The organism is Paenibacillus sp. O199 (genome assembly GCF_001636635.1).
GTDB classification, from domain to species: Bacteria; Bacillota; Bacilli; order Paenibacillales; family Paenibacillaceae; genus Paenibacillus; species Paenibacillus marchantiae.
The window spans coordinates 44,641-59,135 of sequence record NZ_LGRP01000019.1 but is presented as its reverse complement, the minus strand read 5'-3'; the positions used below and the strand labels follow the sequence as shown (position 1 = coordinate 59,135).

Here is a 14,495-nt window from a genome sequence, read left to right as displayed (position 1 = left end):
ATGTCCATTGATTGAATTGTTCGAATATCTTAATGATAATGATTTTCAACCAAGATACAAACGGAAAAATGTAACTTCTCTGCAGAATAGTGATATCGGCCCAAAACAAAAAAAGCCGGTATCTGCTGTAACAACAGATACCGGCAAAATCGCTGCAAGACTGCAGCTTTTTTATCGGAAAAAGAAACCCTAAAAATCGGGTGGAAACCCCGTAAAATTACATTACGCTTGAATGCTTTGAACCAATTCAACGACTTGTTCAGCCGTTTGCATATCGAGTGCTTTGGCAGCAAGTTCTTGCATGTCTGCACGGGACAGCTTGGTGATCTGACTGCGAGCTGGCAGAATAGATGTTGCGCTCATGCTGAACTCATCCAGTCCGAGACCGAGTAGCAATGGAATTGCTGTTTCGTCTCCGGCCATCTCACCACACATGCCAACCCATTTACCTTCACGATGCGCTGCATCGATAACCATTTTAACCAAACGCAAAATAGCTGGGTTGTAAGGTTGGTACAGATATGCCACTCGTTCGTTCATACGGTCAGCAGCCATCGTGTATTGAATCAGATCGTTCGTTCCGATACTGAAGAAATCCACTTCTTTGGCAAACTGATCCGCCAGAACTGCAGTCGAAGGAATTTCGACCATAATTCCGAGTTGAATGCTGTCAGAAACAGCAATACCTTCAGCAACCAGCTTCTCTTTCTCTTCGAGCAAGACAGCTTTCGCTTCACGGAATTCACCAAGTGTTGCGATCATAGGGAACATGACACGCAGGTTACCATGTACGCTTGCACGCAGCAATGCACGCAATTGAGTACGGAAAATGTCCAGACGGTCCAGACACAGACGAACTGCGCGGAAACCGAGGAATGGATTCATTTCTTTTGGCAGGTCCAGATATGGAAGCTCTTTGTCTCCACCGATGTCGAGTGTACGAACAACAACAGGTTTGCCTTCCATTTTTTCCAGTACAGCCTTGTAAGCATTATACTGAATGTCCTCGGAAGGAAGCTTGTCTCTGCCCATGTACAGGAACTCGGTACGGTACAGGCCTACAGCCTCGCCGCCATTCTCCAGAACACCAGCAACATCATTCGGTGTACCAATGTTGGCTGCCAGTTCCACATGAACGTTGTCCACCGTTACCGTTGGCTCATCACGCAGTTTTCTCCACTCCGCACGTTGTGCATCGTATTGCTCCTGTTTGGAACGATACTCAGCAATAACATCATCCGTTGGATTAACCAGTACGTGACCGTCCAAACCGTCAACGATAATCATGTCACCTTGTTTCGCTTGAGCCAGAATGTCCTTGGTTCCAACGACAGCCGGAATTTCAAGCGAACGAGCCATGATTGCAGAGTGAGAAGTACGTCCACCAATATTGGTTGCAAAACCTTTAACATATTGACGGTTCAGTTGAGCCGTGTCGGAAGGCGTAAGATCCTCCGCAAGCACGATCACTTCTTCACTGATCTCAGCAGGACTCATGAATTCGATACCAAGCAAGTGATTTAGCACACGTTTGGTTACATCACGCATATCCGCAGCACGTTCCTGCAGGTAAGCACTCTTCATATTTTCGAACATTTCGATAAATTGCGTTGCTGTTTCGTTCAATGCGAATTCCGCATTAATCTTATCATCTGCAATTTTCGCTTTAACCGGATCAATCAGTTCCGGGTCATTCAGAATGAGCAAATGCGAAGCAAAAATCTCAGCTTTTTTCTCGCCAAGCTCTTGTAAAGTACGCTCTTTGATCGCCTCAAGCTCAGCCTGGGACTTGCCCAGAGCTGAGTCGAGTTTCGCGATCTCTGCGTCAACGTCGTTGATTTCGCGTTTTTCTACAGAGTAATTGGGATGCTCCAAGATAAACGCCTTGGCGATAGCAATACCCGCCGAAGCCGCGATCCCAGAGACATTAAGCATTAATTTCGCCCAGCCCTTCGTTAACCATAACGTCTGTCAGAGCTTGAAGAGCTTCAGCTTCTCCTTCGCCTTCAACGATGATGTTGATGGTGTCGCCTTGTTCCAGACCAAGGGAAAGTACACCCAGGATGGATTTCAAAGTTACTTTTTTACCGTTAGCTTCTGCAAAGGATTCTGCACCTTTGAATTTGTTTGCTGTATTAACCAGGGCTGTCGCCGGACGTGCGTGGATACCATCTTCGTCTGTAATTCTGAATGTTTGTTGCATTACAATCATCTCACTTTCAATAATTTAGTTTAGGCATTGCATATATTTACACTTGCTTGCCATCGTCGTAACACTTCTTATTTTATCTCAATAATCGGCTGATCGCCAATTTTCAGTAACCCACTTTTCGTAAGCGTTACTGTCGAGCCTTCTGGCAGGTTGGTGAAAATGATCGGAGAGATGATCGACGGAGCATTAGCTTTCACATACTCCAGATCCACTTCCATAATCGGCTGTCCTGCCGATACCAGGTCGCCTTCCTGCACAAGCACGTTAAAGCCCTGACCTTTCAGCTTCACCGTGTTGACACCTATATGAACAAGTACTTCCTTGCCTCCGTCAGACATAATGCCCACGGCATGTTTGCTTGGAAATACGTTAAACACCTTACCATATACAGGAGAAGTAATCTTGCCATCATGAGGCAGAACAGCAAAACCATCGCCTGTCATTTTCTCAGCAAAGACCGGATCAGGAACGTTTGTGATATCCATCAATTCGCCGTTAACTGGCATAACGATGTCTTCCGCAATAATACGTTCACCTTCTTCACCTTGCGCCTTTTCCTGTTCAGGAGCTGGCTTAGCCACAGCTGCTGGAGCTGGTGCCGGTGTCCGTCCTGCAATGATATCCTGCATTTGAGATTTAATCGTATCTGAACGTGTACCGAAGATGGCCTGTACATTATTACCCACTTCAAGTACGCCAGATGCACCCAATTGTTTCAAACGATCTTTATTTACACTGGATTTCTCATTTACTTCAATCCGCAAACGAGTAATGCAAGCATCCAGATGTTTGATATTATCTTGCCCGCCGAAAGCAGCAAGAATATTGTGAGGTAGATCATCCGTTGAACTTGAGCCTCCACCGCCCGAAGCAGTTTCAGGAGTTGCCTCTTCACGACCTGGTGTTTTCAGGTTGAATTTGCGAATGATCAATCGGAATCCGAAATAGTAGATCACTGCAAGAATCAAACCTACGATGATAACATCCCACCAAGGCGTGCGGTTCGGGATAATCCCGAAGATCAGGAAGTCAATGAATCCACCGGAGAATGTCATCCCGATTTTGACTCCAAGAATTTGCATCGTCATGAAAGACAAACCTGCAAAGATACAGTGTACTGCAAACAGGATTGGCGCTACAAACAGGAATGAGAACTCCAGTGGTTCTGTAATCCCTGTGAGGAACGAAGTCAGCGCAGCTGATCCCATGATCCCTGCAACATACTTTTTGTGCTCCGGTCTTGCTTCATGGTACATCGCAAGCGCCGCAGCTGGCAAACCGAACATCATGAACGGGAATTTACCAACTTGGAACGTTCCCGCTGTAAGGTTCACACCATCACGCAGTTGATTGAAGAAGATTTGCTGGTCTCCACGAATGACATCTCCAGCTTTGTTCACATATTCACCGAACTCAAACCAGAATGGTGAATAGAAAATGTGATGCAGACCGAACGGAATAAGTGACCGTTCTACCACTCCGAAAATGAACGCCGACAATGTCGGACTTGTATCTACCATGAAGTGAGATACAGCATTCAGCCCATTTTGAATTGGAGGCCAGATGATCACCAGAAGCAACCCGATTAAGAGGGAAACGACTGAAGTGATAATTGGGACAAAACGTTTACCTGCAAAGAAACCGAGGTAAGACGGCAGTTCGATTTTGAAAAATCGATTGTAACATAGCGCGGCGGTAATACCTATGATAATACCTCCGAACACGCCAGTACTCAATGTAGGGATACCCAAGATGCTGGCATAACCGGGTACTTCACCGATCATGGCCGGCGTAACACCAACAGCCGTACCCAAAGTCACATTCATGACCAGGTAACCGATGATGGCCGCAAGACCTGCGACACCTTCGCCTCCGGCCAGCCCGACGGCTACACCGACAGCGAATAGTAATGCCAGATTATCAAATACGATCTGACCCGCATTCATCATAATCGTCGCGATCGAGCTTACCCATGGGGTATCTAGCGCTGTAGCATATTGCAGAAAATCCGGATTTACAAGCATGTTACCGATCCCGAGCAACAAACCTGCTGCTGGAAGAATCGCTACGGGCAACATGAGAGCTTTACCTACTCTTTGCAATACACCAAAAAGCTTTTTAAACATTGCGTCGTATCCACCCTTTCTTTTAAATTTTTATGTTGTGAAGCAAGCAAGGGAAAACAAAAAAGGCACGAGTTAACAAAGCAAATTGGTCCAACCTTCGGGTATAGCATACCCGGTATAAGGTAAGAACAATCACGCTCTAGATAACTCATGCCTGATCGAATCAGTAACACGTCGTTTGTGTTTATTCAGTTGCTTGATTACGGAGACCATTGTAGCACCACTTCAAAAACGATGCAAGCCTTTACACGAAATTTGTCGAACCAGAATTCCAATGATGGAATTTTTTCACTTACTCTCTTCTTCTTTCCTTTGATTCAAGCGCTGCAAATGAATGGTCAAATAACCTACTTCCGCAGGATACACTGGGAGATTCAACCTTTTTTCCATCACCTTCGTTAGCTTCCATGCAAGCGAGTACATTTCAGGATATTCCAACTTCAACAGGGAATCCAATTTGTGGATTTCTTCCACTTTGTCTCCCCGACGGACACGCTCTAAGGCAAACCGAAGATGAGTCAGTAACCGGGAATAATCCAGTGACTCGGTCTCAAACGAATAATCCAGTTGGGTGGACACCAGGCTCACCAAATCAGTTATCAATTGCGAGTGCTCGCGAACTTGGGAAATATTTTGGTTGGTCATGGCACTGTAGATGTGAAGCGCAATAAAACCGATTTCATCCATTCCCAGATCTACGCCCAGTTTTTCTTTAATCAAACGAACCGCATATTCACCCATACGATATTCGTCAGGATAAATTTCACGGGTCTCATATAGAAACGGATTCTGGATAACAATCCCTTGTTCTTTCCGTTTTAATGCAAAAGAAATATGGTCGGTCAGTGCGATATGAATATGTTCGTTTAAAGGAACGTCCGTACGTTCTGCAATATACGTAATGACTTCGTTAATAATTTCGATCAATGCTTCATCCACTTGTGGAAGAAGCTGTTTATACTGCTCCTGCTCCTGCTGGTTTCTCAAAATGAACATCTTCTCCACAGCCATCAGAGGAATAATATCATTCGTTTTCCGATTGAAGCCGATGCCTTTACCAATCACGACAACTTCTCCATGTTCAGGATGCTGTGCAATAATTACATTATTATTTAGCGCTTTGGCTACTTGCAGGCTACTCAATATTTGCACCTCTTTTTCACACCATCTTAGGTGTGATTCAATCACACCCTAGTAAGAAAGAAAAGACATCCGGAAGCGGGCAAACCGCGCCGGACGTCTCGCTTAAAAAGTAACAAAAATTCGCCTTAAGGTCAATAGAGCATGACTGCTTTATAATTCGTTGTCTTACTCGTCAACTCCAGCTTTTTCCACAATCTTATCGATTATAGAGGGAGTCGTTACAGGTTCACTCTGTTGGATAGCAACCGGTGCTGTTGTTTTAGGTTTGGTGAGGCCTTTAATTAACTGCTCCACATCAATGCCGGAAACGCTTTTGAGCATCTCAGGGGCCGTCGCCATGAGCTCAGTTACATAATTGCTTACACGAGTGGCGCCTTCACCTTTACCTGTGTCCACAACAGTCAGTTTATCAATCGCAGAGATCGGCTCCGCAATTTTACCAGCAAGTTCAGGCAGCATTTTGACGATGATATCGAGCACGGCAGCTTCGCCGAACTTTTGGAACGCCTCGGCCAGTTTTTCCTTCGCTTCCGCTTCTGCAAGTCCTCTCAGACGAATAACTTCTGAATCCGCTGTACCTTTAGCGAGTTCTGCATCCGCCATAGCCTGCCCTTCAAGACGCTTCTGCTCCGCAGTAGCTTTCGCATGCGTTTCAATGGAGTACTGTACTGCATCGGCTTCACGCATTCTTTTGGCTTTATCCGCTTCGGCAGCCTGCTCCACCGCATAACGATCCGCTTCTGCCTTTTTCTTCACTTCAGCATCATACTGCTTCTCACGTACGATAATTTCTTTCTCTTGCAGATCAATCTCACGTTCTTTACGAACGAGTTCAACTTTCATTTCTTCCTCCACCACGGTTTGTCTCGCACGCGCTTCGTGGATATGGTAAGCCTGATCCGCTTCTGCTTTAGCAGTATCCTGATCCCGCTTAAACGTCGCTACTTTCAGTTCCTTCTCTTTTGCAGCTTCAGCGATATTCGTATCACGCAGCAACTCGGCTTTTTGCCCTTGCTCTTCTGCATTGGCCTTCTGAATACGTGCATCCCGCATCGCTTCCGCTTCCGCAATTTCAGCATCACGCTTGACGGCTGCTATCCTCGGTTTACCGAGGGCATCCAGATAACCTTGTTTGTCACGAACATCTTTGATGGTAAAAGAGACAATTTGCAGTCCCATTTTTTTCAGATCCCTGGCAGCTACACCTTGAACCTCTTGCGCGAAGCGATCGCGGTTACGGTATACTTCTTCCACCGTCATCGTTCCGAGGATGGCCCGCAAATGCCCTTCCAGAACTTCCTGTGCTTCGCCTCTTAACGATTCTACCGGCTTACCGATGAATTGCTCGGCTGCAGTAGCCACGTCTTCTATTGAGCTTCCGACCTTGATAATGGCGACACCATCGGCAATGACCGGTACGCCTTGTTCCGTGTATACTTCCGGTGTGGAAACGTCCAGCTTATGGGACAACAGTGAGATAAACTCTGACTGCTGGAATACTGGCAAGATAAATGCGCCGCCTCCACGAACAATTTTAATTTTGCGTCCGGAGTCATCGTCGGAAATATTTTTACTTCCAAGGAATGAACCCGTAACGATCATGGCTTCATCCGGCCCAACCGTCTTGTACCTCGCCCAGAACGCCAAACCAAGAATCAGAATAACACCGACAACTATTGCAGGAATCAACAATACATCCATATCCAAATTCAAATCACTCATTCCACATCTCTCCCCTTATTCATACATGACTGCTTACACTGCTAACGGTTAAACTACCTTAAACATCTTTAAGTACATCTTCATCCCATTCCGACACACGCAGCACTCCTTCGGTTACATCCACAACTACAACACGCGCTCCCGCCGCAATGGGACGATGTTCAAAGCTGGATGCCGTGTGCACCGTATTACCGGCAGCAATCTTGATCATGACTTCACCAAAACCTTTTTCCGGTACCGGAATGGTAATTTCTCCAATTTTCCCGGATAGCTCTTTCATGGAAAACGCAATGGAAACGTCACTGTTACGCATCGGCTTGATATATGCAAAGAATACCAGCATGGCTGCAGCAATACCTATAAGCAGGGATAGTATCAGTGCCGAAATCGCACTTATCGAGCTATAACGTGTCAGCATAATACCGGCTCCGCCAAAGGTTGTTATGGAACCAGCCAGCACAACAGGTTTGAAAAAATCAAGGCCTGGCAATTCAAAGGCCCCGTCCAGCAAGCCATCAATCAAGTCACCTAGCACAAGGCTGACGACTGCAAATATGGCTCCTCCGATTAGACACCCCCAATAGATTGACTCCATTCCCCGTTCCTCCTCTCTTCTGCCGCAATTCCATCCAACTGGGCATTCCTCATGTAAATAAATACGTAGCAACCCACTGTTATGTTTCAAAATCTTTCCTCATTTGGTTCCTAGACCCGATAATGGTTATTCTGGTTGCAAAATGGTCCAGTTCCTGGAACATTCTCCAATTCGCTCTTATTCACAACAAAAAAACCGCAAATCTCCGTTAAAGGAGACGTGCGGTTCCAGAACACATCGCTGTGTTTTTATGTTTTATTCTTATAGAGAAGCCTTGTAGATAGATACAACGTCTTCACGTTGCAATTTTTTGAAGTTACCAAATGGGCCGAAGAGCATGGCTTTGTCAGCCATCACTTCGATTTGGCTGTCATCGATATCATAATCAGCCAGACGGTTAGGCGCACCAATGGATGTCCAGAATTTGCTCAACGCTTCGATGCCTTCTTCAGCAATCTGTTTGTCCGATTTACCTTCAGGATTAACTTCGAACACATTGATCGCGAGACGTTTGAAACGATCCACATTGACGTCCACATTATGCTTCATCCAATGCGGGAACAGAATCGCGAGCCCTCCGCCATGCGGAATGTCATACACTGCGGATACCGCGTGTTCGATATTGTGAGTAGCCCAGTCACCAGCGAGACCCATGTTCAGTACACCATTCAATGCCATCGTTCCGCAGTACAGAATCGTTTCACGCAGTTCATAGTTCTCCAGGTCTTCAACCAAACGAGGGGCTGCATCCATAACTGTGCGCAGAATCGTCTCACAGAATCCGAGTTGAACCGGTGTGTTGGCATCCAGATGGAAGTAATGCTCCAGTACGTGGGACATCATATCAACCATGCCATAAACCGTTTGGTCCAGAGGAACGGTATATGTATTTACCGGATCAAGAATTGAGAACGCAGGGAACGAATACGCGCTGCCCCAACCCAACTTCTCCTGTGTATCCTGATTCGTGATAACCGAACCGGCATTCATTTCCGAGCCAGTTGCAGCCATTGTCAGCACGGTTCCGAGTGGAAGAGCATCCTGTGCAACGGCTTTACGCTGGGCAAAGTCCCACATGTCGCCGTCATATTTAGCACCTACGGCAATCGCTTTGGCACAGTCCAGTACACTGCCGCCGCCTACAGCGAGGATCAGGTCAATGTTATTCGTTTTGCAAAGGTCTACGCCTTTGTGAACCGTCGAAAGACGTGGGTTCGGTTCTACACCAGCCAACTCCGTAACCTCAGCTCCAACTTCCTTCAGCAAACCGATCACCTGATCGTACAATCCGCTGCGTTTGATACTGCCGCCACCATATACAAGCAGAACCCGTTTGCCGTATTTCGGTACTTCGGTTTTCAGTGCTTCCAGCTGACCTTTACCGAAAATCAATCGGGTTGGATTATAAAATTGAAATGATCTCATATCTATGTCGCCTCCAATGGAGCTTAGAATTTTTTAGTGCAACTCCAATTATAGTACCCCGTTTATAGAAAAACAAATCCATAGTCACTCACTTTATAACAACCCGTTAATCTGCAAGTATGCACGGGTCATTTAGCTGGTGGGACCCATACAACGTCTGCCATGCCAGTTCGTCTTAAGCAGCATCGCTTTGGCTCTGGAATGTACGCCAAGCTTAATATATATGCTGGATAAGTATGCTCGAATAGTTCCTGCGGACAGATGTAACTGTTCCGTGATTTCACGATTTCTTTACAACTGAACATGTCAAACAAATTAAAAACACCAGCCCTTGTAGGGCTGATGTTCTTCGTTATACATGTTTATTCGGTGTATCCCATGCTGCTTACAAAACGACGGAAGGCTTGGCGTCCTGCCTCATTATATTTGTAGACACCTGCATGCTCCAGTATCTCGGCGAATTTCAGGCCTACTTCCTGCTGCACGAGCGCAACAGCTTGCTCCTTGTTCAGGTTGGGACCGAAACGTTCGATCAGTTCTTCTGCCCAGCCCAGATGTTTGTTCAACACATGTTCGGAAGCTTTGGCCGCCTCAGCAAGTTTGGTATCCCCAGCAAGAATATCCGCGATGCTGTCCAGCTCTTCTTTCAAACGACCTGGCAGAATTGCAAGGCCCATCACTTCGATGAGTCCAATGTTCTCTTTTTTCAAATGATGCATTTCACGATGCGGATGGAAAATCCCTTCGGGATGTTCATCATTCGTGCGATTGTTCCGCAGAACGAGGTCCATCTCATATCCTCCGTCCGCACTGCGACGAACGATTGGAGTCACTGTATTGTGTGGAATCTGTTCTCCGTCAACCTCACTGAAGGCCTCAATCTCCACCGTAGAATCGCTGTACACCTTCCATGCTTCATAAACGGCATTCCCCGCTTCGAGCAACTCTGCAGGATCGTGTGAAGCCAGCCGCAGAACGGACATTGGCCATTTCACAAGACTAAGCGTAAGCCCCGGCGAACCAGCATGGCGGAATACCGCCTCTGGCTTCGCATTTTGAATGGCAAAGGTATGGCGTCCACCCTGGAAATGGTCATGAGTCAGGATGGAGCCGCCAACGATAGGCAGATCGGCATTGGAACCGATAAAGTAATGCGGATATTCCCCCACGAAAGCCAGCAGCCTACGCAGCGTATCCTTGGTTAATTTCATCGGCACATGATCGTGATGGAAAATAATGCAGTGCTCGTTGTAGTACACGTATGGCGAGTATTGGAAGAACCAAGGTTCGCCGTTCAATTCCAATGGAATGACACGTAGGTTTTGACGGGCCGGGTGGTTGACCCGTCCCGCATAGCCCACATTTTCACGACAGAGTTGGCATTTCGGATATACCGGAGGCGGAAGCAGCTTTGCCATCGCGATTTCCTTTGGACTTTTCTCCGGCTTGGAGAGGTTGATCGTAATCTCCATGTCTCCATAAGCTGTATCCTGTGTCCAATACACATTCTTGGAAATGCGGTCCATCCGAATGTAGTTGGAATGAATCGAAAGCTCATAAAATTGGGAGGTAGCCGCTTCAATGCCTTCGGTCTGCTCCGTATGACGGAATGCGCGCACCACCTCGGATGGACGTGCCATCAATTGACCCATAATTTTTGCATCGAGCAAATCACGGAACGTATCGCTATTTTCAGGAATAAGTCCAATGGTGAACCCATAATCAATTAACGTATCCAGCAATGGTTGGGGTCCATCCAACACCGTCTCGTTCAATACTCCAGCATACGGCTCGGAGAACCCAAACTGTTCTAGCAGTAGATTACGGCTGTAATCCCGATCCGCTTCTTCAATCAATTTGTTCTGCAAGGAAAATGCTACCAGACGTTCAATGGCATGCAGTGCTTCCTGCTGCTCCGGTGTCCGCTCTGTGGCACCTGCTGCAATATGAGTCTGTGACATATCGATGTTCGCCTCCTAGTTTTTTCCGTAGCCGTTAGGGTGGGACTGATGCCAGCTCCATGCGCTTTGAATGACATCTTCCAGATTGGTCCATTTTGGATTCCAACCCAGTACGGATCTTGCTTTGGCAGACGAAGCCACCAGTACAGCTGGATCACCCGCACGACGTGGTTCCTGTACAACCGGAATATCCAGTCCGGTTACTTTCTTAGCCGTCTCAATAACCTGTTTAACAGAGAAGCCTTGACCGTTGCCCAGGTTGAACACGTTGCTGTTCTCCCCTTTACGGAGATAATCTACGGCCCGCAGATGCGCATCCGCCAGATCACTTACGTGGATGTAATCACGTACACAGGTTCCGTCTTCTGTCGCGTAGTCGTCACCGAACACGGCGATGTGTGGACGTTGTTTCAATGCCGTTTGCAGTACGAGTGGGATAAGATGACTCTCCGGCTGGTGATCTTCACCGATTTTGCCGCTATCATGGGCTCCGGCAGCATTGAAGTAACGAAGGGAGACGTATTTGATTTCCTGTACTTTATCGAACCAGGACATCATGCGCTCCATCATCAGCTTGGTTTCACCATATACGTTCGTAGGCTCTGTGCGATCGCTCTCTTCAATCGGCACTTTCTCCGGCTCGCCGTAAGTAGCAGCCGTGGAGGAGAAGACGATGCGACGTACATTCGCTGCATTCATCGCTTCTAGCAGGCACAATGTGCCAAACACGTTGTTGTCATAGTATTTCACGGGATCTTTCATACTCTCGCCAACCAGTGAGTTAGCCGCAAAGTGGATGACTGCATCAATGGAGTTCTCAGCGAACAGCTTCGCCAGAAGTTCCTTGTCACGCAGATCACCTTCATACAATTTTCCGCCCAGCAGAGCTTCACGATGCCCTGTCTGCAAGTTATCCAGTACAACTACCTCTTCGCCACGCTCCAACAAAGCCGCTACCGTATGAGAACCAATATATCCTGCTCCACCTGTCACCAAAATCGCCATCTTACTTCGCCTCCTTCAATTCTTTAACGCCATCGCCTACTCCGCATACATAGAACTCGCCTTTGAGACTGGTACGTGCTTCATATGCCGCTCCAACTTCGCTTACAAAACGCTCTACATCGTCTTCATGCACAAGAGATACCGTACATCCACCGAATCCTGCACCAGTCATCCGAGCACCCAGAGTGCCTGGAATACGTTGAGCCTCTTCAACCATCACGTCCAGTTCTTCGCAGCTCACTTCATATAGATAACGAAGGGATTCATGAGAAGCATTCATCAGCTTGCCGAAGGTTTCCAGATCGTTATCACGCAGTGCATCCACCGATGCAAGTACACGTGCATTCTCTTCCACGACGTGCTGGGCACGCTGTCTTACCTTCTCATCTTTGATGTGATCCTGCAGTGTAACGAATTGTTCAGGTGTAAGTTGCGCCAGATAGTTCAGTGCAGGCAGTTGTTCTTTCAAAATGGCAAGTGCTTGCTCACATTGGGAGCGACGTTCGTTATAAGCCGAGTCCACCAACCCCCGACGTTTGTTCGTGTTACCAATGACCAGCTTGTAGGCGCCGGTACGGAATGGCACTTTTTCATATTCAAGGGTGTCACACATCAGCAGGATCGCATGATCCTCTGCTCCATTAGCTACAGCGAACTGGTCCATGATGCCACAGTTGACGCCAACGAATTCGTTCTCTGCCTTTTGGGACAGCAGCGCAAGTTGAACCGTATCAATATCATTCACACCTTCAAGCGACTGGATAGCAAACCCGGTAAGAACCTCCAGCGATGCGGAAGAGGAAAGTCCTGCGCCGTTCGGAATTTCTCCATGATAGAGGAAGTCATAACCTTTGGTTACTTTTATGCCTTTGCCTTGCAGTTCAACCATGACGCCTACCGGGTAATCCGTCCATTCCCCTGTTTTCTCTTTTCCAATCGAGGGCGTATCCAGCGTTCCTTCATAGGACATATTCGTGGAAGCCAACTGCAACTTGTTGTCCTCACGCTCACGGATAATCAAAGTGGTACCGAATTCAAGCGCTGCCGGAAGCACGTACCCCCCGTTATAGTCAATGTGCTCACCGATCAGATTCACCCGCCCAGGGGCATGGAACACACGGATGTCCGCTCCACTCTCTCCGTACTTGTCAATAAACTTTTGTTTCAATTCATTTATGTTCATTGCTGCTGCACCCCATCTCAATGTTGTTGGTTTTCTTAATGTTATTATACAAGAAGGCGGTTCCTCTTGAAATGCAACCATGTGTGTTCCATATGGATAAATGTGACCTTTCGACGTATAATGAATGGAACATCTAGGAAGGAAAGGAATGTCATCATGACTGAACAACGTAAGGAAGGTCTAACGGGGGATCCGATAAAACAAATTCCGGAAACCTCTGGCAAAAGTGGAGCACTCAGCTACTCGGTTGCCTCCAATCCTGTTTATTATGAAAAAGGGGCATTGCATGTCCTCTTTGCAGGGGCAAGCCAGACCCTTCCCGGTCATGCCCTTGGCCCGAAGCTATACGATTATTATCTATTGCATTATGTAGAAAAAGGAGCCGGTACGTTCCGTACTGAACTACATACCTACGAACTATCCGCAGGAGATTGTTTCCTTATTCAACCAGGGCAGCTTGTAAGCTACCAATCCCATGCCCGGAATCCCTGGCAATACCGCTGGATGGCCTTTACCGGCAGCCAGACTGCCAAACATATAGAGGAAGCAGGTTTCCGTCCGGAAAAATCCGTCTTTCATGCCGGTCCTTCCTGCGGTATTTCCGATTGGTTATCCGTGATGCAGACGGCTTTTGCCGAGCGAAAAGAAAGCTCTCATTTTACATCATTGGGTACGTTATATATGATTCTAGCCGAGGCACAAAATCACCTTTCTCAGGGGCAAACCTTAGTACCAGGTGAATCTTCCATACGACGAACTGTAAAACAGATGATTCAATACATGTCTACTCAATATGCCTACCCTGTCTCGATTGAGCAAATGTCGGCCAGTCTTGGCTATAACCGTGCTTACCTGTCCCGCATTTTCAAACAGGAAACCGGACTATCACCAGTTACCTACCTGCTTAAACTGAGGATCGACAAATCGCGCCAGCTGCTGCGGGAACGTCCGGATCTGTCCATTGAACAGGTATCGGCCTCCGTGGGGTTGCCAGATGCGCTGTATTTCTCCAAACAGTTCAAACGATTCCACGGGGAAGCCCCTAGTCTGTACAGGGAGAACATTCTTAACAGGCCCTTGCATCAAGCGACACGCCAAGTACCACCGAACCAGCGATAATCCT

12 protein-coding genes are annotated in these 14,495 nt (G+C 47.2%); 1 reads left to right on the top strand and 11 read right to left on the bottom strand.

The annotated features are described in order from the left end of the window. Positions 1–222: 222 nt before the first annotated feature. The 11 genes from ptsP to A6049_RS22910 all read right to left on the bottom strand — a co-directional run bounded on the left by ptsP (position 223) and on the right by A6049_RS22910 (position 13,372). Positions 223–1,935, bottom strand: coding sequence for a phosphoenolpyruvate--protein phosphotransferase (gene ptsP, locus A6049_RS22955; protein WP_063566874.1), 1,713 nt, complete (start codon positions 1,933–1,935; stop codon positions 223–225). Then, positions 1,928–2,203 carry an HPr family phosphocarrier protein gene (locus A6049_RS22950; RefSeq protein ID WP_024633102.1) on the bottom strand — a complete coding sequence of 92 codons (276 nt, stop codon included), beginning with the start codon at positions 2,201–2,203 and terminating at the stop codon, positions 1,928–1,930. The genes ptsP and A6049_RS22950 overlap by 8 nt, the downstream gene beginning before the upstream one ends. A 77-nt stretch (positions 2,204–2,280) precedes the next feature. Continuing rightward, complete coding sequence (gene ptsG, locus A6049_RS22945) at positions 2,281–4,338, bottom strand: glucose-specific PTS transporter subunit IIBC (protein WP_063566873.1); 2,058 nt, start codon at positions 4,336–4,338, stop codon at positions 2,281–2,283. A 288-nt stretch (positions 4,339–4,626) separates the two neighbouring features. After that, positions 4,627–5,481: a glucose PTS transporter transcription antiterminator GlcT gene (gene glcT / locus A6049_RS22940; RefSeq protein ID WP_063566872.1), complete on the bottom strand. Its 855-nt coding sequence runs from the start codon at positions 5,479–5,481 to the stop codon at positions 4,627–4,629. Between the two features lie 165 nt (positions 5,482–5,646). Then, positions 5,647–7,203, bottom strand: coding sequence for a flotillin family protein (locus tag A6049_RS22935; protein WP_063566871.1), 1,557 nt, complete (start codon positions 7,201–7,203; stop codon positions 5,647–5,649). 58 nt (positions 7,204–7,261) lie between these two features. Continuing rightward, the gene (locus tag A6049_RS22930; protein ID WP_063566870.1) at positions 7,262–7,798 is read right to left on the bottom strand and encodes an NfeD family membrane protein; all 537 of its coding nucleotides are present in this window, start codon (positions 7,796–7,798) and stop codon (positions 7,262–7,264) included. Between the two features lie 261 nt (positions 7,799–8,059). Continuing rightward, positions 8,060–9,223 carry an iron-containing alcohol dehydrogenase gene (locus A6049_RS22925; protein ID WP_063566869.1) on the bottom strand — a complete coding sequence of 388 codons (1,164 nt, stop codon included), beginning with the start codon at positions 9,221–9,223 and terminating at the stop codon, positions 8,060–8,062. Positions 9,224–9,355: 132 nt separating this feature from the next. Continuing rightward, on the bottom strand, positions 9,356–9,502 hold the full coding sequence (locus A6049_RS34585) for a LuxR C-terminal-related transcriptional regulator (protein WP_095206196.1): 147 nt from the start codon (positions 9,500–9,502) through the stop codon (positions 9,356–9,358). A gap of 83 nt (positions 9,503–9,585) precedes the next feature. Next, complete coding sequence (locus tag A6049_RS22920; protein ID WP_063566868.1) at positions 9,586–11,184, bottom strand: UDP-glucose--hexose-1-phosphate uridylyltransferase; 1,599 nt, start codon at positions 11,182–11,184, stop codon at positions 9,586–9,588. 15 nt (positions 11,185–11,199) lie between these two features. Next, positions 11,200–12,189 carry a UDP-glucose 4-epimerase GalE gene (gene galE / locus A6049_RS22915; RefSeq protein WP_063566867.1) on the bottom strand — a complete coding sequence of 330 codons (990 nt, stop codon included), beginning with the start codon at positions 12,187–12,189 and terminating at the stop codon, positions 11,200–11,202. 1 nt (position 12,190) lies between these two features. After that, on the bottom strand, positions 12,191–13,372 hold the full coding sequence (locus tag A6049_RS22910) for a galactokinase (protein ID WP_063566866.1): 1,182 nt from the start codon (positions 13,370–13,372) through the stop codon (positions 12,191–12,193). Positions 13,373–13,528: 156 nt separating this feature from the next. On the opposite strand from A6049_RS22910, the gene A6049_RS22905 reads away from it, so the two are divergent. After that, entirely contained in the window at positions 13,529–14,491 is a 963-nt protein-coding gene (locus A6049_RS22905; protein ID WP_063566865.1) for an AraC family transcriptional regulator, read from the top strand. Positions 14,492–14,495 lie beyond the last annotated feature (4 nt).

Excerpts from the sequence above, each read along its gene's own strand:
- ptsG (WP_063566873.1), bottom strand. The coding sequence starts at position 4,338 with ATGTTTAAAAAGCTTTTTGGTGTATTGCAAAGAGTAGGTAAAGCTCTC.
- A6049_RS22905 (WP_063566865.1), top strand. The coding sequence starts at position 13,529 with ATGACTGAACAACGTAAGGAAGGTCTAACGGGGGATCCGATAAAACAA.
- A6049_RS22910 (WP_063566866.1), bottom strand. The coding sequence starts at position 13,372 with ATGAACATAAATGAATTGAAACAAAAGTTTATTGACAAGTACGGAGAG.
- A6049_RS22950 (WP_024633102.1), bottom strand. The coding sequence starts at position 2,203 with ATGCAACAAACATTCAGAATTACAGACGAAGATGGTATCCACGCACGT.
- A6049_RS22935 (WP_063566871.1), bottom strand. The coding sequence starts at position 7,203 with ATGAGTGATTTGAATTTGGATATGGATGTATTGTTGATTCCTGCAATA.
- A6049_RS22925 (WP_063566869.1), bottom strand. The coding sequence starts at position 9,223 with ATGAGATCATTTCAATTTTATAATCCAACCCGATTGATTTTCGGTAAA.
- A6049_RS22930 (WP_063566870.1), bottom strand. The coding sequence starts at position 7,798 with ATGGAGTCAATCTATTGGGGGTGTCTAATCGGAGGAGCCATATTTGCA.
- ptsP (WP_063566874.1), bottom strand. The coding sequence starts at position 1,935 with ATGCTTAATGTCTCTGGGATCGCGGCTTCGGCGGGTATTGCTATCGCC.
- galE (WP_063566867.1), bottom strand. The coding sequence starts at position 12,189 with ATGGCGATTTTGGTGACAGGTGGAGCAGGATATATTGGTTCTCATACG.
- A6049_RS22920 (WP_063566868.1), bottom strand. The coding sequence starts at position 11,184 with ATGTCACAGACTCATATTGCAGCAGGTGCCACAGAGCGGACACCGGAG.